This window comes from Salmonella sp. SAL04202, from assembly GCF_046550775.1.
GTDB classification, from domain to species: Bacteria; Pseudomonadota; Gammaproteobacteria; order Enterobacterales; family Enterobacteriaceae; genus Salmonella; species Salmonella enterica.
Map to the genome: position 1 here is coordinate 358,632 of NZ_JBGDXK010000002.1, position 21,272 is coordinate 379,903.

Consider the following 21,272-nt stretch of genomic DNA (forward strand, 5'->3'; position numbering starts at 1 on the left):
GAATACGCAAAATAATTCGCGTTGCAGTGAGTAGGCCGGATAAGCATTAGCGCCATCCGGCACAACATTATTCGTCTTCTAACAATGCTTCATACGCAGTGGCATCCAGCAGCGATTCAAGTTCGCTTTCATCGCTGGCTTTGATTTTAAAGATCCAGCCACCGGCATACGGTTCGCTGTTCACCAGCTCCGGGGAGTCGCTCAGCGCATCGTTTACCGTCACGATCTCACCGCTTACCGGCGCATAAATGTCGGACGCCGCTTTTACGGACTCCGCCACGGCGCAGTCGTCGCCCGCGCTTACGGTCGCGCCGACTTCCGGCAGATCAACAAAAACCATATCGCCCAACAGCTCCTGAGCGTGTTCAGTAATGCCAACGGTGTAAGTGCCATCCGCTTCTTTACGCAGCCATTCGTGTTCTTTGCTGTATTTCAGTTCTGCGGGTACGTTGCTCATCAATTAATCTCCAAAAAAGGATGAATCACGCGACGGCTTTGCCGTTACGCACAAAAACAGGTTTAGTCACTTTTACCGGCATTTCACGGTTACGAATTTGTACAATCGCCGTCTCGCCGATGCCCGCCGGAACGCGCGCCAGCGCAATGCTGTAGCCCAACGTTGGGGAAAACGTCCCGCTGGTGATAATGCCTTCTTGCTGATTGCCCTGCGCATCGGTAAAACGCACCGGCAGTTCATTACGCAATACGCCTTTCTCGGTCATCACCAGACCGACAAGCTGCTCATGGCCTTTTTCACGCTGCATCTCCAGCGCCTCACGGCCAATAAAGTCGCGGTCAGCAGGTTCCCAGGCGATAGTCCATCCCATATTAGCCGCCAGCGGAGAGATACCTTCATCCATCTCCTGACCGTACAGGTTCATGCCTGCTTCCAGACGCAGCGTGTCGCGCGCGCCAAGACCGCACGGCTTCACGCCCGCCTCCACCAGCGCACGCCAGAAATCCGCCGCTTTTTCATTCGGCATGGCGATTTCATAGCCCGCTTCGCCGGTATAACCGGTGGTGGCGATAAACAGATCGCCCGCCTGAACGCCGAAGAACGGCTTCATACCTTCTACTGCATGGCGCTGTTCGTCAGTAAACAGAGTCGCCGCTTTTTCCTGCGCATTCGGCCCCTGTACCGCAATCAGCGACAGGTCGTCACGAACGGTAATGTCGATGGCATAAGGTTCAGCGTGTTGGGTAATCCAGGAGAGGTCTTTTTCGCGGGTGGCGGAGTTAACAACGAGACGGAAGAAATCTTCAGTGAAGTAGTAGACGATAAGGTCATCAATCACGCCGCCCGATGCGTTAAGCATACCGGAGTAGAGGGCTTTACCCGTCTTCGTTAGCTTCGCGACGTCGTTGGCCAGCAGATAACGTAGAAACTCTCGTGTGCGGCTGCCATGAAGATCGACAATGGTCATATGCGATACATCAAACATCCCGGCATCGGTGCGCACAGCGTGGTGTTCATCAAGCTGAGAGCCGTAATGCAGGGGCATCATCCAGCCATGAAAATCGACCATGCGGGCGCCGCATAGCGTGTGTTGTTCGTACAAAGGCGTCTGTTGGGCCATCTTTTCCTCGTTGAATTAGCGGGGGCTAACAACCATTTTCATGGGAAATCTTCGCCACGAAACCTGGCATCGACGCCCTTTTTCCTGCGCCGACGCAAACGTTCTCTTGCTCCTGAACTTACCACCGAACCAGGCGCTAAACCATAAGGCTGAATTTACCATCACATTAGCTTATGACTAAAAAACGCCAAAACCCCATCAGCACAAAAAACCACTATTACGCTAAATAACCTCCATAAAAATGAAGCTGATACGATTTATCACAACATAAATTAATATTAAATGCGGAAAAAATGTCGAAAATCGCGTTCGCCAAAAATAGTGTCATTAGAAAATATAATGCGAAATAAGCGGTGAAATTAGATTATTTCAAACGAGGAAAGCCCCCCGGCGCGATAGCCGGGAAAGCAAAGTGTGACGGGTTTCAAACTCTTGCTGGCGTGCAGTCAGACGCTTAACGAAGCCATTGCGGAAGGTCGTTTAGCCCCATTGCCTGGCGAAGCAGTTGGGGTTTGACGCCGGGGAGCGTGTCCGCCAGTTTCAGTCCGATGTCGCGCAGCAATTTTTTTGCCGGGTTTTCGCCGGCAAACAGGTCACGAAAACCTTGCATCCCGGCAAGCATCATCGCCGCGCTATGTTTACGGCTACGCTCATAACGACGGAGATAAAGATGTTGACCAATGTCTTTGCCCTGACGCTGAAGCCGGCGCAGATCGTCCACCAGTTCGGCCGCGTCCATAAAGCCGAGGTTGACGCCTTGCCCTGCCAGCGGATGGATGGTGTGCGCGGCATCGCCGACTAACGCCAGACGATGCGCAGCAAACTGGCGAGCATAGCGGCCCGTCAGCGGAAAAACCTGCCGTTCGCTTTCCAGGCGGCATAAGCCCAGCCGATTATCGAAGGCGATAGTCAACGCCTGGTTAAACGCCTCGTCGCCGCTCTGTTGCATACGCTCCGCATCCTGCGGAGAAAGCGACCAGACAATGGAACACAGATGCGGATCGCTTAACGGCAAAAACGCCAGAATACCTTCACCATGAAACACCTGGCGAGCAACCGCGCCGTGCGGCTCTTCGGTGCGGATAGTCGCTACCAGCGCATGGTGACGGTAGTCCCAGAAAGTTAAGGGAATATCCGCTTTGTTACGCAGCCAGGAGTTGGCGCCATCCGCGGCAATCACCAGACGCGCGGTTAACATCGCGCCGTCTTTTAAAGTCAGGAAGGCGTCGTTCTCTCCCCAGGCAACCTGCTGTAACTCCGCTGGCGCCATTAAGGTGATATCCGCCGCTTGCTGCGCTTTTTGCCACAATGCGTAGTGAATGACACTGTTTTCAACAATATGCCCCAGATGGCTATATCCCATGCTTGCGTCATCAAACGTAATACGGCCAAAGCTGTCTTTATCCCAGACTTCCATACCGTGGTAGCAACTTGCCCGTCGCGCCACAATGTTTGACCATACGCCAAGACGGGTAAGCAGTTTTTCGCTGGCGGCATTAATCGCCGACACCCGAAGCTGAGGCGACGCATCGTTCGCCAACGGCTGGGGGACAACGTGATCCAGTACCGCAACGCGCAAACCGCTCCCCTGCAAGCCGCAGGCGACAGCCAGTCCCACCATGCCTCCGCCAACTATTGCTACATCAACACTTTGCACTATTTACTCCTGGAAACCGGAACAATCAAAACCGTAGGCCGGATAAGGCGAAGCCGCCATCCGGCATTTTTACGAACACGATGCCGGATGGCGGCGTAAACGCCTTATCCGGCCTACAGATCTGCTTAACGCGCAACCCAACCTAAGGTCCGCTGTGCCAGCGCATCGCGCGCAGGCGGTAATAATTCCATTGCCATTAAACCGATATTGCGCCCAATAACCAGCGGCGCCCAACGATTTGCAAACAGATGGACCAGACCGTTCGTTACGCCAATCGTCGTATCCCGGTCAACCTGACGACGCTGCTGATAGCGCGATAACACGTGCCAGGCGCCAATATCTTCGCCCGCGTCCTGTGCCGCGACCAGCGTTTCCGCCAGGCTCATGACATCGCGCAGACCGAGATTAAACCCTTGTCCGGCGATAGGATGCAACGTCTGCGCCGCATTGCCGACCACGACAGTCCGGTGAGTAAACACTTTTGCCGCCGTAGTCAGGGCAAGCGGATACGCGCTGCGCTTACCCGCCTGAGTAATTCGCCCCAGCCGCCAGCCGAACGCGGCCTGCAATGCATGGCAGAACTGCGCGTCGGACCAGCTCAGCACCTCATCGCGCTGGTCGAGCGGGTGACACCAAACCAGCGAACATCGGCCATGCGACATCGGCAACATCGCCAGCGGGCCATTGGGAGTAAAACGTTCAAAGGCGCGTCCCTGGTGCGGGATAGCGGTTGCGACATTCGCTATCACCGCTAACTGTTCGTAAGGCTCCTGATGCCAGTCAACGCCGCAGGCTGACGCGAGCGCGGAGTGGGTACCGTTAGCCGCCACCAGCACGCTGCCAGCTATCACATTGCCGTTTTCCAGAGTGACGTTAACCTGCTGTTGGGTACGCGACACGCTGGCTACGCGCTCCGGGCAGTGCAGCGTAACGCCTGGCGCTTTACGCAAGAGCGCAAACAGACGCAGCCCGATATCATGCAGCTCCGCAACGTGCCCCAACGCTGCCAGACTGTAGTCCTGCGCATCGAGAGTCACAAATCCGGCATGGCCGCGATCGCTGACGTGTACGGTGTTGATTGCCGTTGCGCAATCGGAAAGCGCCTGCCAGACGCCAATTCGCGCCAGTTGCTGACAAGTGCCCACCGCCAGCGCAATCGCTCTGGCGTCAAAGCCGGGATGACCGTCGGCTTCAGGCGCTTTCGCTTCAATCAGGTGTACCGGCAACGTCCCATGACTGAACTGAGAGATGGCCAGCGCCAGCGTTGCGCCTGCCATGCCGCCGCCAACGATAATGACGCTCATTGCTGCCGCGCCGCCGCCATTAATGCTTCAATGTCATCCGCCTTCTTCACAACGCCAGCGGTCAGGTTTTCATTACCGGTTTCGGTAATGACAATGTCATCTTCAATTCGAACGCCAATGCCGCGATACGCTTCCGGCACGTCGGCATCCGGCGCGATATAGAGGCCTGGCTCTACGGTCAGCACCATGCCCGGCTCCAGGATGCGGGAGCGATCCGGCCCATAAACCCCGACATCATGAACATCCAGCCCCAGCCAGTGGCTTAAGCCATGCATAAAGAAAGGACGATGCGCATTTTCGGCAATCAGTTGATCAACCTCTCCTTGCAAAATCCCCAGCTTCACCAGCCCGGTTATCATGATGCGCACGACTTCGCCGGTCACCTCCTGAATAGAGGTACCAGGACGGAACAGTCGCAGGCTGGTCTCCAGCGATTCCAGAACGATGTCATAAATTTCACGCTGAGCTGGCGTGAATTTCCCGTTCACCGGGAAAGTACGCGTGATGTCGCCCGCGTAACCTTTATATTCACAACCTGCGTCGATAAGCACTAAATCGCCGTCGCGCATTTCACTTTCGTTTTCAGTGTAATGCAGAATACAGCCATTTTCGCCGCTGCCGACAATGGTGTTATAGGAGGGATAGCGCGCGCCGTGACGATTAAATTCGTGGTGAATTTCCCCCTCCAACTGATACTCAAACATCCCCGGACGGCATTTTTCCATCGCGCGGATATGCGCCAGCGCGCTAATTTCCCCGGCACGGCGCAGGACAGCAATCTCTTCCGGCGATTTGAACAGGCGCATCTCATGGACGATCGGTCGCCAGTCAGTCATGGTGGCCGGCGCGGTCAGATTCTGGCGGGAGCCTTTACGCAGCTTCTCCAGCGCAGCCAGAACAATTTCGTCGGCATACGCATATTCGCCCTGCGCGTGGTACACCACATCCAGACCATTAAGCAACTGAAAGAGTTGCTGGTTGATTTCGCTAAACGCCAGCGCCCGGTCAACGCCCAGTTTTTCCGGCGCGGCATCCTGTCCTAAACGGCGACCAAACCAGATTTCCGCCGTCAGGTCGCGAACGCGGTTGAACAAAACGCTGTGGTTGTGGGTGTCATCACTCTTAATCAGTACCAGCACGGCTTCCGGTTCGTTAAAACCGGTGAAATACCAGAAGTCGCTACTCTGGCGATACGGATATTCACTGTCTGCGCTGCGCGTCGCCTCCGGCGCGGCAAAGATCAGCGCGGCGCTGCCGGGCTGCATTTGCGCCAGTAATGCCTGGCGACGGCGTTGGTATTCCTGCTGAGTCATGACATGGCCTCCATTTCGTTTTTTCTTAGTGTAGCGTCGGTTTACGCACTTCCGGCTCGGTCGGCTGTTGGCGCGTGAAAGTGTCATGACATAACAGCGCCGCAACACGGACATATTCGATGATCTCTTCGAGCGACATCTCCAGCTCTTCCTGATCTTCGCTCTCATCATAACCAAGCTGCGCAATATTACGCAGGTCGTCAATCGCTTCACCCGTTTCGCCGGTGACTTTATCAAGTTTAGGCTGCGTTACGCCGAGGCCAAGCAAAAAGTGGTTAACCCACCCGGCTAAGGCATCTGCGCGATCGAATACGCTGACATCGTCGCCTTCAGGCAGATAAAGCTGAAAAAGAAAGCCGTCGTCTTCCAGCGCGTCGCTGGTCGCCGCGTGCATTTTGCGCAGCGCCTGAGCAAGCTCATGCCCGAAGGCCAGACCTTCGTTCGTCAGGTCGTGCAACAGCGGCTGCCATGAGCTGTCGTTGTTGCCGCCGCAAATCATCCCGCTGATTAAACCATGCATTTCAGCCGGGGTCAGACCGGCCCCTTGTTGATTCAAAAACCGGTTCATTTCGTTGTAACCAGGCATTTCGTTCTGTATAGACATAAGCATTCGTCATCAAAGGGAGGATATTCATGATATGCTACCACTTTGGACCCTGGTGAACCAGAAAAGGGCTTGTATCTTCACACCAGGGTAGCTATAGTGTCGCCCCTTCGCGGACCCTGGGTCTGGAGACGAAGGCAGCGCAGTCAATCAGCAGGAAGGTGGCATGTCTGCACAACCCGTCGATATCCAAATATTTGGCCGTTCACTGCGAGTGAATTGCCCGCCTGACCAAAGGGATGCGTTGAATCAGGCTGCGGACGATCTGAATCAGCGGTTGCAAGATCTGAAAGTTCGCACTAGAGTCACAAATACTGAGCAGTTGGTTTTCATTGCCGCATTGAATATCAGCTATGAGTTAACTCAGGAAAAAGCGAAGACCCGCGATTACGCGGCGAGCATGGAACAACGTATTCGGATGCTACAACAGACCATCGAACAGGCGTTGCTTGATCAAGGTCGCATAACCGAAAAAACGGGCCAAAACTTTGAATAACACTTTTCGCTTTACTATGGTAAAGTGATTGTGAAAACAGAATTTCTCTGAGATGTTTGCAAGCGGGCCAGTCCCCTGAGCCGATATTTCATACCACAAGAATGTGGCGCTCCGCGGTTGGTGAGCATGCTCGGTTCGTCCGAGAAGCCTTAAAACTGTGACGACACATTCACCTTGAACCAAGGGTTCAAGGGTTACAGCCTGCGGCGGCATCTCGGAGATTCCCCTTCTGACTGGCGACAGCCATGACGCAACTTCCCGAACTCTCTTTATCACGACAAGAAATCCGCCGAATGATTCGGCAACGTCGCCGTGCGCTGACGCCAGAGCAGCAACGCCGCTTTGGTCAACAGGCCGCCGCCCGAATGCTCAGCTTTCCTCCCGTCGTGATGGCGCACACTGTCGCCGTGTTTCTCTCCTTTGATGGCGAACTCGACACCCAGCCGCTGATTGAACAGCTATGGCAAGCGGGCAAGCGCGTCTACCTTCCGGTTCTTCATCCCTTCAGCCCTGGCAACCTCCTGTTCCTGCACTATCATCCGCAGAGTGCGCTGGTGACCAACCGCTTAAAGATCCAGGAGCCACGGCTTGATGTCCGCGACGTATTACCGCTGGCAAAGCTGGATGTGCTGGTAACGCCGTTAGTCGCGTTTGACGAAGACGGGCAGCGCCTGGGGATGGGCGGCGGATTTTATGACCGTACGCTACAAAACTGGCAGCAGCATAAGATCCTACCTGTGGGCTACGCGCATGATTGCCAGTTAGTAGAAAAACTGCCGGTTGAAGAGTGGGATATCCCGCTGCCTGCGGTGGTGACGCCGTCCAAAATTTGGGAGTGGTAGCCGTGTTTTGTCGATTGACAGCGTCGCTTTTTTGACCTAAATTTCTCGGTGAAGGGTGAGGGAGGCGAACCTCCCTCCTGCGTACTCTCTGTTAATATGCTGGGCAAGCGATGATTAACAGGATCAGCAGCATGATGACGTATCTCATCATCGTCCCTTTCCTTTTTAGAGCCCCTGCCTCGGTAGGGGCTTTCCCGTTTCAGCGCTATGCTGAGCCCTTATCGTAAATTCCTTTTATTGCTGTACAACACGCAACGCTGCCTTTAATTACCAATTGCGGCAAGGCTCGAAAACAGAATGTATGCGTTACACGAAGAGATGTTGAGGCAGGGAAACCAGAGAAAGGATGGGCAGGTCATCTCCTGCCCATTTAGAGGAAATTAGTACAGCAGACGGGCGCGAATGGTGCCCGGAATCGCCTTCATCGCCAGCAGCGCTTTCTCCGCCACATCGCCATCGGCTTCTATATCAATCACCACATACCCCATTCGGGCGGAGGTTTGCAGATACTGCGCGGCAATGTTAACGCCCTGCTCGGCAAAGATCTGGTTAAGCGCGGTCAATACGCCCGGGCGGTTTTCGTGGATGTGCATCAGGCGACGACCGCCGTGCAGCGGCAGCGACACTTCCGGGAAGTTTACGGCGGACAGCGTCGAGCCGTTATCCGAGTACTTAATCAGTTTTCCTGCGACTTCCAGACCGATGTTTTCTTGCGCCTCCTGCGTCGAGCCGCCGATATGCGGCGTCAGGATCACGTTATCGAATTCGCACAGCGGAGAGGTAAACGGATCGCTATTAGTGGCCGGTTCCGTCGGGAAGACGTCGATAGCCGCCCCCGCCAGATGTTTCGTCGCCAGCGCGTCGCACAAAGCCGGGATATCCACTACCGTACCGCGCGCGGCGTTAATCAGCAGCGAACCCGGCTTCATCAGGGCAATCTCTTTTGCACCCATCATGTTTTTGGTGGAGGCGTTTTCAGGTACGTGCAGACTGACCACATCGCTCATATTCAGCAATTCAGACAGGTGCTGCACCTGAGTTGCGTTACCAAGCGGCAGTTTATTTTCAATATCATAGAAATAGACATGCATCCCCAGCGATTCCGCCAGAATGCCCAACTGCGTTCCGATATGGCCGTAACCGATAATGCCAAGCTTTTTACCGCGCGCTTCGAACGATCCCGCCGCCAGTTTATTCCATACGCCGCGGTGCGCTTTGGCGTTCGCTTCCGGCACGCCGCGCAGCAGCAGCAATAGCTCGCCAATCACCAGCTCCGCCACGGAACGGGTATTCGAGAATGGCGCGTTAAAGACCGGAATACCGCGTTTTGCCGCCGCATTTAAATCCACCTGGTTGGTGCCGATGCAAAAACAGCCAATCGCCACCAGCTTCTCTGCGGCGTTAATCACTTCTTCTGTCAGATGAGTACGGGATCGCAGACCGATGAAGTGGGCATCGCGGATGGACGCTTTCAACTGTTCAGCATCCAGCGCGCCCTTGTGATATTCAATGTTGGTGTAACCTGCCGCACGAAGGCTTTCCAGCGCCTTTTGATGCACCCCTTCAACCAGCAGAAATTTAATTTTATCTTTCTCCAGCGATACCTTTGCCATTTCCCCGATCCTGTCTTTTTTTGCCATCTGATGTTGTGTGTGGATTTGCATCCGTCCTTCAACATATCAAAAAAAATTATCACGGCAATATGAACGTTTGCGCCAGCGTCGTGAAGGAATCGCATACAGCGGGAAATAGCAGATGAAAATACCGGGAATAACTTTTTCTTTGGAGGGATCGGCAGGGCAAACGATTAAACGTGATACATGTCACCAAATTTGCCCTGACCGAATTTTTTACGCGGCAGGAAATACGCCTGGCGGGATCATTTTACGATGGTTTTCACCCCGTCCGGCGTGCCGATCAGTGCGACATCGGCGCCACGGTTGGCGAACAACCCTACGGTCACGACGCCCGGAATCGCGTTAATGGCGTTTTCCAGCGCGATGGGATCAAGGATTTCCATACCATAAACATCCAGAATCACGTTGCCGTTATCCGTGACCACGTTCTGACGGTACTCCGGACGCCCGCCCAGCTTCACCAGTTGACGAGCGACCGCGCTGCGCGCCATCGGAATCACTTCGACCGGCAACGGGAATTTGCCAAGAATATCCACCTGTTTAGAGGCATCCGCAATACAGATAAATTTCTCCGCCACGGAAGCAATAATTTTCTCACGGGTTAATGCCGCGCCGCCGCCTTTGATCATCTGCATATGACCGTTGATTTCGTCCGCGCCATCGACATAGATACCCAGGCTATCCACTTCGTTGAGATCAAACACATGAATACCGAGGCCTTTGAGTTTTTCAGTCGAGGCGTCCGAGCTGGAGACCGCGCCTTCAATCTGGCCTTTCATTGTGCCCAGCGCATCAATAAAGTGTGCGGCCGTTGAGCCTGTACCAACGCCCACAATGGTGCCGGGCTGTACATACTGAAGTGCCGCCCATCCTACCGCTTTTTTCAGTTCATCCTGCGTCATAGATCGTTTCGCCTGTGGTGTGAAAATACAGCCGCATTATAGAACATTGTCGGGAAAAATCTCCGTGTCCGTACACAGGCTACGGATTTCATCTGTACCGACGGCAAATTTATGTCATAGTGCGGAAAAAAATAACAGGAGCATGACACAACAATGAAACGTCCGGACTACAGAACACTACAGGCGCTGGATGCCGTTATACGTGAACGAGGATTCGAGCGCGCCGCCCAGAAGCTGTGCATCACGCAATCCGCCGTCTCACAGCGCATAAAACAGCTTGAGAATATGTTCGGACAACCTTTGTTGGTGCGTACCGTTCCTCCTCGCCCCACGGAGCAAGGGCAAAAATTACTGGCTCTGCTGCGTCAGGTTGAACTGCTGGAAGAAGAGTGGCTGGGCGATGAACAAACCGGCTCTACGCCGCTGCTGCTGTCGCTGGCGGTTAACGCCGATAGTCTGGCGACCTGGCTGCTTCCGGCGCTGGCGCCGGTGCTGGCGGACTCCCCTATCCGTCTCAATTTACAGGTGGAAGATGAAACGCGCACGCAAGAACGTCTGCGGCGCGGCGAGGTGGTGGGCGCGGTGAGTATTCAGCATCAGGCGCTGCCCAGTTGCCTGGTAGACAAACTGGGCGCACTCGACTATCTGTTTGTCGCGTCAAAGCCGTTTGCCGAGCGCTATTTCCCCAATGGCGTTACCCGGTCGTCGCTGCTGAAAGCGCCCGCCGTCGCGTTCGACCATCTGGATGATATGCATCAGGCCTTTTTGCAACAGAATTTCGATCTACCGCCCGGCAGCGTGCCGTGCCATATCGTTAATTCATCCGAAGCGTTTGTACAGCTTGCGCGTCAGGGCACGACCTGCTGCATGATCCCTCACCTGCAGATTGAGAAAGAGCTGGAAAGCGGCGAGTTGATCAACTTAACGCCTGGTTTGCTACAGCGCCGGATGCTTTACTGGCACCGCTTTGCCCCGGAAAGCCGGATGATGCGCAAAGTGACCGACGCGCTGCTGGAGTACGGGCACAAGGTGCTGCGTCAGGATTAGCCTCTCTATGAATGCCGGATGGCGGCGTGAACGTCTTATCCGGCCTGCATGACCCATTATTCCCTCGTCACTTCTTTGAAGTTCATCACAAAATCATTGCGTTCAGGCGGCAAAAAACGACGCGCCATTGGCTATTTTTTGCTGGCGACAAGGCGATTCAAAACGCTCACCGTATTAGCAAATCTTCATTTCAATGCGTAATACGGAGCAAAAAACGCGAACACTGGGAGAAAACGCGGCCTGGAAGCGCCCAGGCCGGGCGAGATTACTGCGTGCTGGCGGCCGTTGTCGACGTCTGCCCTGTTCCAGGTTCAAGCTGGAATACCACATCGACCTGATCGTCGAACTGAATAGTCGGCTGCTCGTAAGTTTCCTGCGCGGATACCGGCGCAGCATCTGCGGCTTTCATCATTCGCACCACCGGACTCGGCTGATAATTAGAGACATGGTAACGAACGCTGTAAACCGGCCCCAATTTGCTGTTAAAACCGGCTGCCAGCGCTTGCGCCTGATGAATCGCGTCATCAATGGCGGCTTTGCGGGCCTTGTCTTTATAGGCGTCCGGTTGCGCCACGCCCAGCGATACCGAACGAATCTCGTTCAGACCCGCCTTCAGCGCGCCGTCCAGCAGCGAATTAAGTTTATCTAACTGACGCAGCGTCACCTCAACGGTTCGCACCGCGCGATATCCTTTCAAAATGCTTTTACCGTTTTGGTAATCATAATCCGGCTGTGTGCGCAGATTCGCCGCGCTAATGTCTTTTTTCGCAATCTGATTTTGCTCAAGGAAGGAAAGATATTGCGCCACGCGCTCATCGGCCTGCTTCTTCGCCGTCGCCGCATCCTTCGCCGCGACGTTCACTTCAATCGCTAAGGTGGCGATATCAGGCACAGCATCGACGCTTGCCGTACCGGAAGTCACGATGTGCGGGCCTTCCGGCAATTCGCTTGCCTGCGCCGACATTGCACTTAAACCCACTAATGCCGCCAGGGCCATCACTTTGAACTTCACAGTCTCTCCTCCATATTGCAGTCATTGCCCTGATATACAGGGCGCATGCAGGCAAGCTTAGCGGATATCGGCCTGTTGTCCATCAGACAACGCTTAGTTGAAAAGCGCGTGCATATGCGCGACGCCTTCCCGCGCCAGTTGGAAGGCGATAAGCCACATCACCACCCCAACCAGAATGTTGATAATGCGTTGAGCTTTCGCCGTACGCAGTCGAGGCGCAAGCCAGGCCGCCAGTAGCGCTAACCCAAAAAACCATAAGAACGACGCGCTAATCGTGCCGAGGGCGAACCAGCGCTTTGGCTCCATAGCCAGTTGTCCGCCGAGACTGCCCAACACGACAAACGTATCCAGATAAACGTGCGGATTCAGCCACGTTACCGCCAGCATCGTAGCAATAATTTTCCAGCGCCCCTGCTTCATAACCTCGGCGCTGGCCAGCTCCAGATTACTGCTCATTGCCGTTTTCAGCGCGCCAAAACCGTACCATAACAAGAACGCGACCCCGCCCCATGTGACCAGCGCCAGCAGCCACGGCGACTGCATCAGCAACGCGCTACCGCCAAAAATACCGGCGCTAATCAGGACTAAATCACTTAACGCGCAAAGCAGCGCTATCATGAGGTGGTACTGGCGACGAATTCCCTGATTCATCACAAACGCATTTTGCGGGCCAAGCGGAAGGATCATGGCGGCGCCAAGGGCAAACCCTTGAAAATAATAAGATATCACGTTAACTACCCTGAGCTGTTTTTCTTAAAGGCAGACTATAGCGCGGGAATATTATTAGCGGAAATTGATAATTTTAATCACTAATAAGAAAAGCTAATGAAGAGACTGAATAACGGATGGCGGCTACGCTTATCCGCTCAATAACCAGAGAATACTGGAGGCGGATAAGCGCAGCGCGGGAGAAAAATTACTCCGCGGCGTTATCTTTCACGCGTTTAAAATTGACGTCCATCTGCGGGTACGGGAAGCTAATACCAGCGGCGTCGAATTCACGTTTAATACGCTCCAGCACGTCCCAGTAGACATTTTGCAGGTCGCTGCTTTTACTCCAGACACGCACCACAAAATTAATCGATGAGGCGCCCAGCTCATTCAAACGCACCGTCATTTCGCGATCTTTTAAAATACGATCGTCGGACTCGATAATCGTCGTGAGCAACTGTTTCACCTGATCGATATCCGAATCGTAGGCCACCCCAATAATGAATTCGTTACGGCGAACCGGCTCACGAGAATAGTTGATGATATTTCCCGCGATAATTTTGCCATTCGGAATTACAATAATTTTGCCGTCTACCGCGCGCATTGTTGTGGAAAAGATTTGCACATTCAGTACCGTACCGGCAACGCCGCCTAAATCGACATACTCACCGGCGCGGAACGGACGGAACATAACCAGCAATACCCCAGCCGCAAGGTTAGAAAGCGATCCCTGTAATGCCAGGCCAACGGCTAAACCAGCGGCGCCCAGTACGGCAATAACCGAGGCGGTTTGAACCCCCACGCGACCCAGAGCCGCAATCAGCGTAAAAGCGATAACCCCATAGCGCACCAGTGCAGAAAGAAAGTCGGCCACTGTCGCATCAATATGACGCGCACGCATCAGACGATTTACCGTATTGGAGATCACGCGCGCTACAATCAAGCCGATGATGATAATAGCGATAGCCGCAACAATATTCACAGCATAGCTGAGCAATAACGCCTGGTTGCGTACCAGCCAGGTGCCCGCACCATTTATGCTGTCGACAACATTCAAATCTTCCATTCAATATTCCTTGGTCATAGCAAAACAAGCAAATGAGATCATTCTCACGAAAAGAACTTTTTAAAGGTAAACAAAAACAGAGGAATATGCCATTTTTCGGCATCATCCCAAAACCAAAAAAGGCAGGTACATTGTGAGTTGGCCGGATGAAAGCGCTAACTAACGCCGCTCTCCGGAAATAACGATAAAAAAATGGCTTCCCAAGGGAAGCCATTTCAATCAGCAGACTATATTACAGAACGTCAATCGCGTTCAGTTCTTTAAATGCTTTTTCCAGACGAGCGATCATCGAAGTCTGGCCAGCACGCAGCCATACGCGCGGGTCATAGTATTTCTTGTTCGGCTGATCTTCGCCTTTCGGGTTGCCCAGCTGACCTTGCAGATACGCTTCGTTTTCTTTGTAGTAGTTCAGAACACCTTCCCAGGTTGCCCATTGGGTATCGGTATCGATGTTCATTTTCACTACGCCGTAGCTTACGGAGTCTTTGATTTCCTGAGCAGTAGAACCGGAACCGCCGTGGAAAACGAAGTTCAGGCTGTTGTGCGGCAGGTTGTGTTTCTTAGAAACATACTCCTGAGAATCACGCAGAATGGTCGGGGTCAGAACCACGTTACCCGGCTTGTAAACGCCGTGTACGTTACCGAAGGAAGCGGCAATGGTGAAACGCGGGCTGATTTTGCTCAGTTCAGTGTACGCGTAATCAACGTCTTCCGGCTGGGTGTACAGAGCAGAAGCGTCCATGTGGCTGTTGTCCACGCCGTCTTCTTCACCACCGGTGCAACCCAGTTCGATTTCCAGAGTCATGCCAATTTTGGACATGCGCGCCAGGTATTTGGAGCAGATTTCGATGTTTTCGTGCAGAGACTCTTCAGACAGGTCAATCATGTGAGAAGAGAACAGCGGTTTACCGGTAGCCGCGAAGTGTTTTTCACCCGCGTCCAGCAGACCGTCGATCCACGGCAGCAGTTTCTTCGCGCAGTGGTCAGTGTGCAGGATAACCGGAACGCCATAATGTTCAGCCATCTGATGAACGTGATGCGCGCCAGAAATAGCGCCCAGGATTGCCGCGCCCTGAGGTACGTCAGTTTTCACGCCTTTACCCGCGATGAAGGACGCGCCGCCGTTGGAGAACTGAACGATGACCGGTGCTTTAACTTTTGCAGCGGTTTCCAGAACAGCGTTGATGGAATCAGTGCCCACGCAGTTAACTGCCGGCAGAGCAAAATTGTTTTCTTTTGCTACCTGGAACACTTTCTGTACGTCATCACCAGTGATCACGCCTGGTTTTACGAAATCAAAAATTTTAGACATGTTTCGTTGTCCTGTATCGTCGGGCTTTGGGAAAAAACACGGGCCGCCCTGAATGTCAGATCGGCGATAAATCAACGGGCAGGAATCCCTGCCCGTAACGATTACTTCTTAGCGCGCTCTTCGAGCATCGCTACGGCTGGCAGAACTTTACCTTCCACGAATTCGAGGAATGCGCCGCCGCCAGTAGAAATGTAGGAAATTTTGTCAGCAATGCCGAACAGGTCGATTGCCGCCAGGGTGTCGCCGCCGCCAGCGATGGAAAACGCTTCGCTATCAGCGATGGCATTCGCCACGATTTCAGTCCCTTTACGGAAGTTCGGGAACTCAAACACGCCAACCGGGCCGTTCCACAGAATGGTTTTGGCATTCTTGAGGATTTCAGCCAGCTGCTGAGCGGAAGCATCGCCGATATCCAGGATCTGCTCGTCTTCTTTCACGTCGTTAACGGATTTCAGAGTCGCCGGTGCGGTTTCGGAGAACTCGGTGGCAACGCGAACATCGGTCGGAACCGGGATATCGCAAGTGGTCAGCAGACGTTTTGCTTCGTCAACCAGGTCAGCTTCGTACAGGGATTTACCGACGCTGTGGCCCTGAGCGGCAACGAAGGTGTTGGCGATACCGCCGCCGACAATCAGCTGGTCAGCGATTTTAGACAGGGAATCCAGAACGGTCAGTTTGGTAGATACTTTAGAACCACCAACGATAGCCACCATCGGACGAGCCGGTTCTTTCAGCGCTTTACCCAGCGCATCCAGTTCAGCGGCCAGCAGCGGGCCTGCGCACGCAACATCAGCAAATTTGCCGATACCGTGGGTAGAAGCCTGCGCGCGGTGCGCGGTACCAAAGGCGTCCATCACGAATACGTCACACAGGGCGGCATATTTTTTAGACAGCGCTTCGTCGTCTTTCTTTTCGCCTTTGTTAAAGCGAACGTTTTCCAGAACCACCAGCTCACCTTCGGCCACGTCAACGCCGTCCAGGTAATCTTTGACCAGGCGAACCGGGTTAGACAGTTTGTCTTTCAGGTAGTTAACAACCGGCAGCAGAGAGAATTCTTCGTTGTACTCGCCTTCGGTAGGACGACCCAGGTGGGAAGTTACCATCACTTTCGCGCCCTGTTTCAGAGCCAGTTCGATGGTCGGCAGAGAGGCGCGGATACGCGCGTCGCTGGTCACTTTCCCTTCTTTAACAGGTACGTTCAGATCCGCACGGATAAAAACGCGTTTCCCGGCCAGATCCAGATCGGTCATCTTAATTACAGACATGGTGAATCCTCTCAATGATGCTTAAAGTTTTGTCGACGCTGACGCGTCGAGCCTGAAACCAACTGCGGCCATCGCTAACGTGGTGTCGAGCATCCTGTTAGCAAAGCCCCATTCATTATCGCACCAGACCAGCGTCTTGATCAGGTGGGCGCCACTAACCCGGGTTTGCGTGCCATCAACAATGGCGCTGTGCGGGTCGTGGTTAAAATCTATCGAGACCAACGGTGATTCCGTATAGTCAACTATACCATGAAATGCACCTTGTGCTGCTTTTTGCAGCAACTGGTTGACTTCACTGGCTTTTACTGGTTTTTTCACCGTCACGCTTAAATCGATCGCCGTCACATTAATGGTTGGAACGCGCACCGCAATCGCCTCAAAACGATCGTTAAACTGCGGGAATATACGCGTAATGCCTGCCGCCAGTTTTGTATCTACCGGGATAATCGACTGGCTGGCCGCGCGCGTGCGCCGCAGATCGGAGTGATACGCGTCTATCACCTGCTGATCGTTCATCGCAGAGTGGATCGTCGTGACGGTACCAGACTCGATGCCGTAAGCATCATCCAACAATTTAATGACGGGAATTATGCAATTCGTGGTACAGGACGCGTTTGAGACAATACGATGTTCCGCACGCAGTTGGTTCTGGTTCACGCCAAAAACGACGGTGGCGTCAAGATCGTTGCTGCCCGGATGAGAAAAGAGCACTTTCTTCGCGCCAGCGGCAATATGCGCCTCGCCATGCTCCCGGTTGCCATATACGCCCGTACAATCCAACACGACATCCGCGCCCAGTTCGCGCCACGGCAGATCCGCCAGCGTTCGTTCATGCAGAATACGAATGACATCGTCACCGACAAAAAGCTGCTCGCGCTCGTGGCGAACCTCCCATGCAAAACGCCCGTGGCTGGTATCGTATTTCAACAAATGCGCCATGCCTGCGGCATCCGCCAGCTCGTTGATGGCCACCACGGTAATTTCCGCCCGACGTCCGGATTCATACAAAGCACGAACCACGTTACGTCCGATGCGACCAAAGCCATTAATCGCTATGCGTACGGTCATAGGTCTCCTGCAAGGCTATCCCGATTCAGATGAGGCTGACAGAGTAATGCAGCTCATCGTCGAGTAAAACCTCACCTGTCGCAAACTGCGACTGATTGGTTAATTGTCGAACATTTAATTAACTGAAACGCTTCAGCTAGAATAAGCGAAACGGGGAATAAAAGGAATGTTTGTCCAGTCGAAGAAGACAGTTATCTGACCTGCATCACATTTCATGGCCGCTTACGCTGCAATTTATTCCATATTTAAGAATCACCAGTACATCCGTCAGATCTTTTCATCGTCGCGTCACAAATACTGATTTATATCAGAAAGCGCTGTCGCCAGCGTCTATATTATCAGCGCCACGTCCGAGTCTCGGAGTCCTGTAACGATGACTGTATCTCACCACAATGCCTCTACAGCGCGCTTTTACGCGCTTCGTCTGCTTCCCGGCCAGGAAGTGTTTTCCCAATTACACGCCTTTGTGCAACAGAACCAATTACATGCCGCCTGGATTGCAGGGTGTACCGGCAGTCTGACCGACGTTGCGCTGCGTTATGCCGGGCAAGAAGCGACCACATCGCTCACCGGCACGTTTGAAGTTATCTCGCTAAACGGCACGCTTGAATTGACCGGCGAGCATCTGCATCTCGCGGTATCGGATCCCTACGGGGCCATGCTCGGCGGCCATATGATGCCAGGGTGTACCGTGCGTACCACGCTGGAACTGGTTATCGGCGAGCTGCCAGCGCTGACGTTCAGCCGTCAACCGTGCGCCATTTCCGGTTATGACGAACTGCATATTTCTTCCCGTTAATTGACGACTCTTTAAGAGGTACTTTATGGCGCGTCGCCCGTTTTCCAGCCAGTCTCTTGTGCTGATTGTCATCGCTATTGCCATCAATATGATTGGCGGACAGCTTATTAGCATGTTGAAGCTGCCTATTTTTCTCGACTCGATCGGCACCTTAATTAGTGCGGTACTGTTAGGACCGTTCATCGGCATGTTGACTGGGCTTCTGACCAACTTGCTGTGGGGGCTGCTTACCGATCCTATCGCTGCCGCGTTTGCCCCGGTAGCGATGGTTATCGGTCTGGTCGCCGGGTGGCTGGCACGCGCAGGCTGGTTTCGTACCCTGCCCAAAGTGATCGTCAGCGGCGTCGTCATTACGTTAGCGGTGACGCTGGTCGCCGTACCGCTTCGTACCGCGCTTTTTGGCGGCGTTACCGGCAGCGGCGCTGATTTATTCGTCGCCTGGATGCATTCAATGGGCCAAAACCTGGTGGAGTCGGTCGCGATTACCGTCATAGGCGCTAATCTGGTCGATAAAATTCTGACGGCGATCATCGTTTGGGTGCTGCTGCGTCAGCTACCGTTACGTACGACACGGCATTTTCCTGCGATGTCAGCCGTACGCTAAATGCATCCGTTTACCTCGTTAACCTTATGGGCGCTGGCGGCTTGCACCACGCTGCTACTCCCTGCGCAGACCGTGCTCCCGGTTTATAGCGCGGCGGCCTTCCTCTGTCTGCTGGCGCTGAAATCAACGCGGCGGCGGGCGAAGTATGTCGCCTGGCTGATGCTGTCTTTAGGGTTTGGGCTATGGCTGGTACATGGCGGTTGGCTAACGGAATGGATAAGCGGGCAGCCTCGCGATCCGCAACGCTGGATATATGCCGTTACGCTATGGCTACGCCTGCTGGCGATCGTGTCGACGTCGCAGCTATGGATGCAGTATGTGCCGGTTCAGCGGTTTATTCGCGCCCTGTTCGCTTCACGTCTGCCCCCCGGCATCGCTTACCTGTTCGCTGGCCCGCTGCTGGTCGTCGAACAGCTCAAACGACAACTGACGATCGTTTATGAAGCCCAGCGCGCGCGCGGCGTACCTCTGGATGAAGGCTGGTATCAGCGGCTACGGGCGATGCCTGCGCTGATCGTGCCGCTTACGCAAAATGCGCTTAACGATCTGACAATACGCGGCGCGGCGTTGGATATGCGGGGGTTTCGGCTGCATCGAGCCCGAACCACGCTGTGGGCGCCGAAAGATAGCGTGTTACAACGGGTTGCGCGGTATGGCATGGTACTGCTAATACTGGCGGAAGCGGGAGTATGGATATGGTTACGTTAGAGCAGTTTCGTTATCTTCCGTCCGATGCGACACGCCCGCCGGCATGTTTTGATTTCCACTATTCAACACCCGGAATAGTGGCAATAGTCGGCGATAACGGCAGCGGAAAAAGTACGCTGGCGCAACTGATGGCTGGCTGGTATCCGGATTATCTTCCCGGCGATATTGACGGCACAGGCTTACTGCTTGGCGTCCCTATCGGGCGGCTCCCGCTGGTAGAACAGTCGCCCACCATCCAGTTGGTGCAGCAATCGCCATATTTACAGCTTTCCGGCTGTACCTTTAGCGTAGAGGAAGAGGTGGCGTTTGGCCCGGAGAATCTCGGCCTCCATGAAGCGGAAATTCTACGGCGCATTGACGAGGCGCTAACCCTGACAAACTGCCAGTCGTTACGCCATCGCCATCCCGGCACGCTCTCCGGCGGCGAAACGCAGCGGGTAGTGATTGCCAGCGCGCTTGCCATGCAGCCCAGGCTATTAGTTCTTGATGAAGCCTTCAGTCGACTGACCTCAGCGGCCACCGGGACACTGCTGGAACGGCTACAACAGTGGGCGCTGGAACGTCATTCTCTTATTGTGCTTTTTGAGCGTAATCATTTCCCCTTTCTGACGCGATGCCAGCGGGTATGGCAATTGCGCGACGGAGCGCTAACCCCATTATGTTGACGTTAAATCAGGTCGCTTATCGCTGGCCGAATGCCGCAGCTGACTGTCTGCACGCTATCTCGCTTGAACTTCAGGACGGCGAATGGCTGGCGTTGACCGGCGATAACGGCGCGGGAAAATCAACGCTGTTACGGATTATGGCTGGCCTGCTTTCCCCCACTTCCGGCTCGGTAACGCTTAATGGAGAGCCGATTGCGCAACTTAAAAATCGTCAACGCGCCGCCGCTATCGGCGTACTCTTTCAGGAAGCGGAAAACCAGATTTTCCACAGCAATGTCGCACAAGAGGTCGCTTTTGGGCTGAAACTACAACGCTTATCGGCGGAGGAAATTTCACGGCGCACGCAGGCCGCGCTGCGGTTATGCCAGCTAACGGACGTCGCCGAGGCACACCCGCTTGATCTGCACGCCGCGCAGCGCCGGATGGTGGCGGTCGCCAGTCTGGAGGCGATGGCGCCGCCTGTGTTATTGCTGGATGAACCCAGCCGGGATTTTGACGCCCACTGGCTAACCGTATTTGAACACTGGCTGGCGACATGCCGGGCACGGGGAACCAGTGTCGTGGCGATTAGCCATGACACTGCGTTTACCCGGCGTCATTTTTCACGGGTGGTACGGCTGGAAAACGGCAGGTTGTCAAAGGGGGAATAAAAAACGGGTCGCCGAAGCGACCCGTTTTATGCC

At 54.2% G+C, this 21,272-nt stretch carries 22 protein-coding genes and 1 other RNA gene; 9 read left to right on the plus strand and 14 right to left on the minus strand.

Features of this window, described 5'->3' with window-relative positions:
- Positions 1 to 67: 67 nt before the first annotated feature.
- From gcvH to ACLJQJ_RS11985, 6 genes are all read right to left on the minus strand, one after another.
- Complete coding sequence (gene gcvH, locus ACLJQJ_RS11960; RefSeq protein WP_063808821.1) at positions 68 to 457, minus strand: glycine cleavage system protein GcvH; 390 nt, start codon at positions 455 to 457, stop codon at positions 68 to 70.
- A 25-nt stretch (positions 458 to 482) separates the two neighbouring features.
- Complete coding sequence (gcvT, locus tag ACLJQJ_RS11965; RefSeq protein WP_000068733.1) at positions 483 to 1,577, minus strand: glycine cleavage system aminomethyltransferase GcvT; 1,095 nt, start codon at positions 1,575 to 1,577, stop codon at positions 483 to 485.
- A gap of 454 nt (positions 1,578 to 2,031) precedes the next feature.
- The gene (ubiI, locus tag ACLJQJ_RS11970) at positions 2,032 to 3,234 is read right to left on the minus strand and encodes an FAD-dependent 2-octaprenylphenol hydroxylase (protein WP_001192149.1); all 1,203 of its coding nucleotides are present in this window, start codon (positions 3,232 to 3,234) and stop codon (positions 2,032 to 2,034) included.
- 125 nt (positions 3,235 to 3,359) lie between these two features.
- Entirely contained in the window at positions 3,360 to 4,538 is a 1,179-nt protein-coding gene (gene ubiH / locus ACLJQJ_RS11975) for a 2-octaprenyl-6-methoxyphenyl hydroxylase (RefSeq protein ID WP_063808822.1), read from the minus strand.
- A complete protein-coding gene (pepP, locus tag ACLJQJ_RS11980) occupies positions 4,535 to 5,851 on the minus strand; it encodes a Xaa-Pro aminopeptidase (RefSeq protein ID WP_000193681.1) in 1,317 nt (438 codons plus the stop codon). Before pepP ends, ubiH begins: the two co-directional genes overlap by 4 nt.
- 25 nt (positions 5,852 to 5,876) lie before the next feature.
- Positions 5,877 to 6,455, minus strand: a complete 579-nt coding sequence (locus tag ACLJQJ_RS11985; RefSeq protein ID WP_129330069.1) for a YecA family protein — start codon at positions 6,453 to 6,455, stop codon at positions 5,877 to 5,879.
- 166 nt (positions 6,456 to 6,621) lie between these two features.
- Between ACLJQJ_RS11985 and zapA the strand changes: the two genes are divergently transcribed.
- The 3 genes from zapA to ACLJQJ_RS12000 all read left to right on the plus strand — a co-directional run bounded on the left by zapA (position 6,622) and on the right by ACLJQJ_RS12000 (position 7,793).
- Positions 6,622 to 6,951: a cell division protein ZapA gene (zapA, locus tag ACLJQJ_RS11990; RefSeq protein WP_001276011.1), complete on the plus strand. Its 330-nt coding sequence runs from the start codon at positions 6,622 to 6,624 to the stop codon at positions 6,949 to 6,951.
- Positions 6,952 to 6,992: 41 nt separating this feature from the next.
- Positions 6,993 to 7,176: non-coding RNA, 6S RNA (ssrS, locus tag ACLJQJ_RS11995), on the plus strand.
- Positions 7,177 to 7,196: 20 nt separating this feature from the next.
- Positions 7,197 to 7,793 carry a 5-formyltetrahydrofolate cyclo-ligase gene (locus ACLJQJ_RS12000; RefSeq protein WP_063808823.1) on the plus strand — a complete coding sequence of 199 codons (597 nt, stop codon included), beginning with the start codon at positions 7,197 to 7,199 and terminating at the stop codon, positions 7,791 to 7,793.
- A gap of 380 nt (positions 7,794 to 8,173) precedes the next feature.
- Here ACLJQJ_RS12000 and serA read toward each other — a convergent pair whose 3' ends face one another.
- Both serA and rpiA read right to left on the minus strand, forming a co-directional pair.
- Positions 8,174 to 9,406, minus strand: a complete 1,233-nt coding sequence (serA, locus tag ACLJQJ_RS12005; RefSeq protein ID WP_001151627.1) for a phosphoglycerate dehydrogenase — start codon at positions 9,404 to 9,406, stop codon at positions 8,174 to 8,176.
- A gap of 266 nt (positions 9,407 to 9,672) precedes the next feature.
- Positions 9,673 to 10,332 carry a ribose-5-phosphate isomerase RpiA gene (gene rpiA, locus ACLJQJ_RS12010; protein ID WP_000189741.1) on the minus strand — a complete coding sequence of 220 codons (660 nt, stop codon included), beginning with the start codon at positions 10,330 to 10,332 and terminating at the stop codon, positions 9,673 to 9,675.
- A 153-nt stretch (positions 10,333 to 10,485) separates the two neighbouring features.
- Here rpiA and argP point away from each other — a divergent pair, with 153 nt between their 5' ends.
- On the plus strand, positions 10,486 to 11,379 hold the full coding sequence (argP, locus tag ACLJQJ_RS12015) for a DNA-binding transcriptional regulator ArgP (RefSeq protein WP_000828345.1): 894 nt from the start codon (positions 10,486 to 10,488) through the stop codon (positions 11,377 to 11,379).
- A 265-nt stretch (positions 11,380 to 11,644) separates the two neighbouring features.
- Here argP and ACLJQJ_RS12020 read toward each other — a convergent pair whose 3' ends face one another.
- From ACLJQJ_RS12020 to epd, 6 genes are all read right to left on the minus strand, one after another.
- On the minus strand, positions 11,645 to 12,391 hold the full coding sequence (locus ACLJQJ_RS12020; RefSeq protein ID WP_000669854.1) for an oxidative stress defense protein: 747 nt from the start codon (positions 12,389 to 12,391) through the stop codon (positions 11,645 to 11,647).
- 93 nt (positions 12,392 to 12,484) lie between these two features.
- Entirely contained in the window at positions 12,485 to 13,120 is a 636-nt protein-coding gene (gene argO, locus ACLJQJ_RS12025; protein WP_000626863.1) for an arginine exporter ArgO, read from the minus strand.
- Between the two features lie 187 nt (positions 13,121 to 13,307).
- The gene (locus ACLJQJ_RS12030; protein WP_000389833.1) at positions 13,308 to 14,168 is read right to left on the minus strand and encodes a small-conductance mechanosensitive channel MscS; all 861 of its coding nucleotides are present in this window, start codon (positions 14,166 to 14,168) and stop codon (positions 13,308 to 13,310) included.
- Positions 14,169 to 14,400: 232 nt separating this feature from the next.
- Entirely contained in the window at positions 14,401 to 15,480 is a 1,080-nt protein-coding gene (gene fbaA / locus ACLJQJ_RS12035) for a class II fructose-bisphosphate aldolase (RefSeq protein ID WP_000034387.1), read from the minus strand.
- Positions 15,481 to 15,581: 101 nt separating this feature from the next.
- The gene (gene pgk, locus ACLJQJ_RS12040; protein WP_000111274.1) at positions 15,582 to 16,745 is read right to left on the minus strand and encodes a phosphoglycerate kinase; all 1,164 of its coding nucleotides are present in this window, start codon (positions 16,743 to 16,745) and stop codon (positions 15,582 to 15,584) included.
- 21 nt (positions 16,746 to 16,766) lie between these two features.
- Positions 16,767 to 17,813 (minus strand): erythrose-4-phosphate dehydrogenase, encoded by a 1,047-nt coding sequence (epd, locus tag ACLJQJ_RS12045; RefSeq protein ID WP_063808824.1) that lies wholly within the window; start codon positions 17,811 to 17,813, stop codon positions 16,767 to 16,769.
- 373 nt (positions 17,814 to 18,186) lie between these two features.
- Between epd and ACLJQJ_RS12050 the strand changes: the two genes are divergently transcribed.
- From ACLJQJ_RS12050 to ACLJQJ_RS12070, 5 genes are read left to right on the plus strand one after another with little or no spacing between them, the layout of a single operon-like run.
- The gene (locus ACLJQJ_RS12050) at positions 18,187 to 18,612 is read left to right on the plus strand and encodes a PPC domain-containing DNA-binding protein (RefSeq protein WP_000218564.1); all 426 of its coding nucleotides are present in this window, start codon (positions 18,187 to 18,189) and stop codon (positions 18,610 to 18,612) included.
- 25 nt (positions 18,613 to 18,637) lie between these two features.
- The gene (locus tag ACLJQJ_RS12055) at positions 18,638 to 19,216 is read left to right on the plus strand and encodes an ECF transporter S component (RefSeq protein ID WP_000124001.1); all 579 of its coding nucleotides are present in this window, start codon (positions 18,638 to 18,640) and stop codon (positions 19,214 to 19,216) included.
- Positions 19,217 to 19,924, plus strand: a complete 708-nt coding sequence (locus ACLJQJ_RS12060) for an energy-coupling factor transporter transmembrane component T (protein ID WP_000553266.1) — start codon at positions 19,217 to 19,219, stop codon at positions 19,922 to 19,924.
- The gene (locus ACLJQJ_RS12065) at positions 19,912 to 20,589 is read left to right on the plus strand and encodes an ABC transporter ATP-binding protein (RefSeq protein ID WP_001517914.1); all 678 of its coding nucleotides are present in this window, start codon (positions 19,912 to 19,914) and stop codon (positions 20,587 to 20,589) included. Before ACLJQJ_RS12060 ends, ACLJQJ_RS12065 begins: the two co-directional genes overlap by 13 nt.
- Entirely contained in the window at positions 20,583 to 21,239 is a 657-nt protein-coding gene (locus tag ACLJQJ_RS12070) for an ABC transporter ATP-binding protein (RefSeq protein ID WP_063808825.1), read from the plus strand. The genes ACLJQJ_RS12065 and ACLJQJ_RS12070 overlap by 7 nt, the downstream gene beginning before the upstream one ends.
- Positions 21,240 to 21,272 lie beyond the last annotated feature (33 nt).

Bases quoted from the DNA above. Each gene is read 5' to 3' on its own strand.
- argP (WP_000828345.1), top strand. From the start codon at position 10,486: ATGAAACGTCCGGACTACAGAACACTACAGGCGCTGGATGCCGTTATA.
- ACLJQJ_RS12065 (WP_001517914.1), top strand. From the start codon at position 19,912: ATGGTTACGTTAGAGCAGTTTCGTTATCTTCCGTCCGATGCGACACGC.
- ACLJQJ_RS12055 (WP_000124001.1), top strand. From the start codon at position 18,638: ATGGCGCGTCGCCCGTTTTCCAGCCAGTCTCTTGTGCTGATTGTCATC.
- pepP (WP_000193681.1), bottom strand. From the start codon at position 5,851: ATGACTCAGCAGGAATACCAACGCCGTCGCCAGGCATTACTGGCGCAA.
- gcvH (WP_063808821.1), bottom strand. From the start codon at position 457: ATGAGCAACGTACCCGCAGAACTGAAATACAGCAAAGAACACGAATGG.
- ACLJQJ_RS12030 (WP_000389833.1), bottom strand. From the start codon at position 14,168: ATGGAAGATTTGAATGTTGTCGACAGCATAAATGGTGCGGGCACCTGG.
- ACLJQJ_RS12050 (WP_000218564.1), top strand. From the start codon at position 18,187: ATGACTGTATCTCACCACAATGCCTCTACAGCGCGCTTTTACGCGCTT.
- serA (WP_001151627.1), bottom strand. From the start codon at position 9,406: ATGGCAAAGGTATCGCTGGAGAAAGATAAAATTAAATTTCTGCTGGTT.
- ubiH (WP_063808822.1), bottom strand. From the start codon at position 4,538: ATGAGCGTCATTATCGTTGGCGGCGGCATGGCAGGCGCAACGCTGGCG.
- ACLJQJ_RS11985 (WP_129330069.1), bottom strand. From the start codon at position 6,455: ATGTCTATACAGAACGAAATGCCTGGTTACAACGAAATGAACCGGTTT.
- ACLJQJ_RS12060 (WP_000553266.1), top strand. From the start codon at position 19,217: ATGCATCCGTTTACCTCGTTAACCTTATGGGCGCTGGCGGCTTGCACC.
- pgk (WP_000111274.1), bottom strand. From the start codon at position 16,745: ATGTCTGTAATTAAGATGACCGATCTGGATCTGGCCGGGAAACGCGTT.
- ACLJQJ_RS12000 (WP_063808823.1), top strand. From the start codon at position 7,197: ATGACGCAACTTCCCGAACTCTCTTTATCACGACAAGAAATCCGCCGA.
- ACLJQJ_RS12070 (WP_063808825.1), top strand. From the start codon at position 20,583: ATGTTGACGTTAAATCAGGTCGCTTATCGCTGGCCGAATGCCGCAGCT.
- fbaA (WP_000034387.1), bottom strand. From the start codon at position 15,480: ATGTCTAAAATTTTTGATTTCGTAAAACCAGGCGTGATCACTGGTGAT.
- zapA (WP_001276011.1), top strand. From the start codon at position 6,622: ATGTCTGCACAACCCGTCGATATCCAAATATTTGGCCGTTCACTGCGA.
- gcvT (WP_000068733.1), bottom strand. From the start codon at position 1,577: ATGGCCCAACAGACGCCTTTGTACGAACAACACACGCTATGCGGCGCC.
- rpiA (WP_000189741.1), bottom strand. From the start codon at position 10,332: ATGACGCAGGATGAACTGAAAAAAGCGGTAGGATGGGCGGCACTTCAG.
- epd (WP_063808824.1), bottom strand. From the start codon at position 17,813: ATGACCGTACGCATAGCGATTAATGGCTTTGGTCGCATCGGACGTAAC.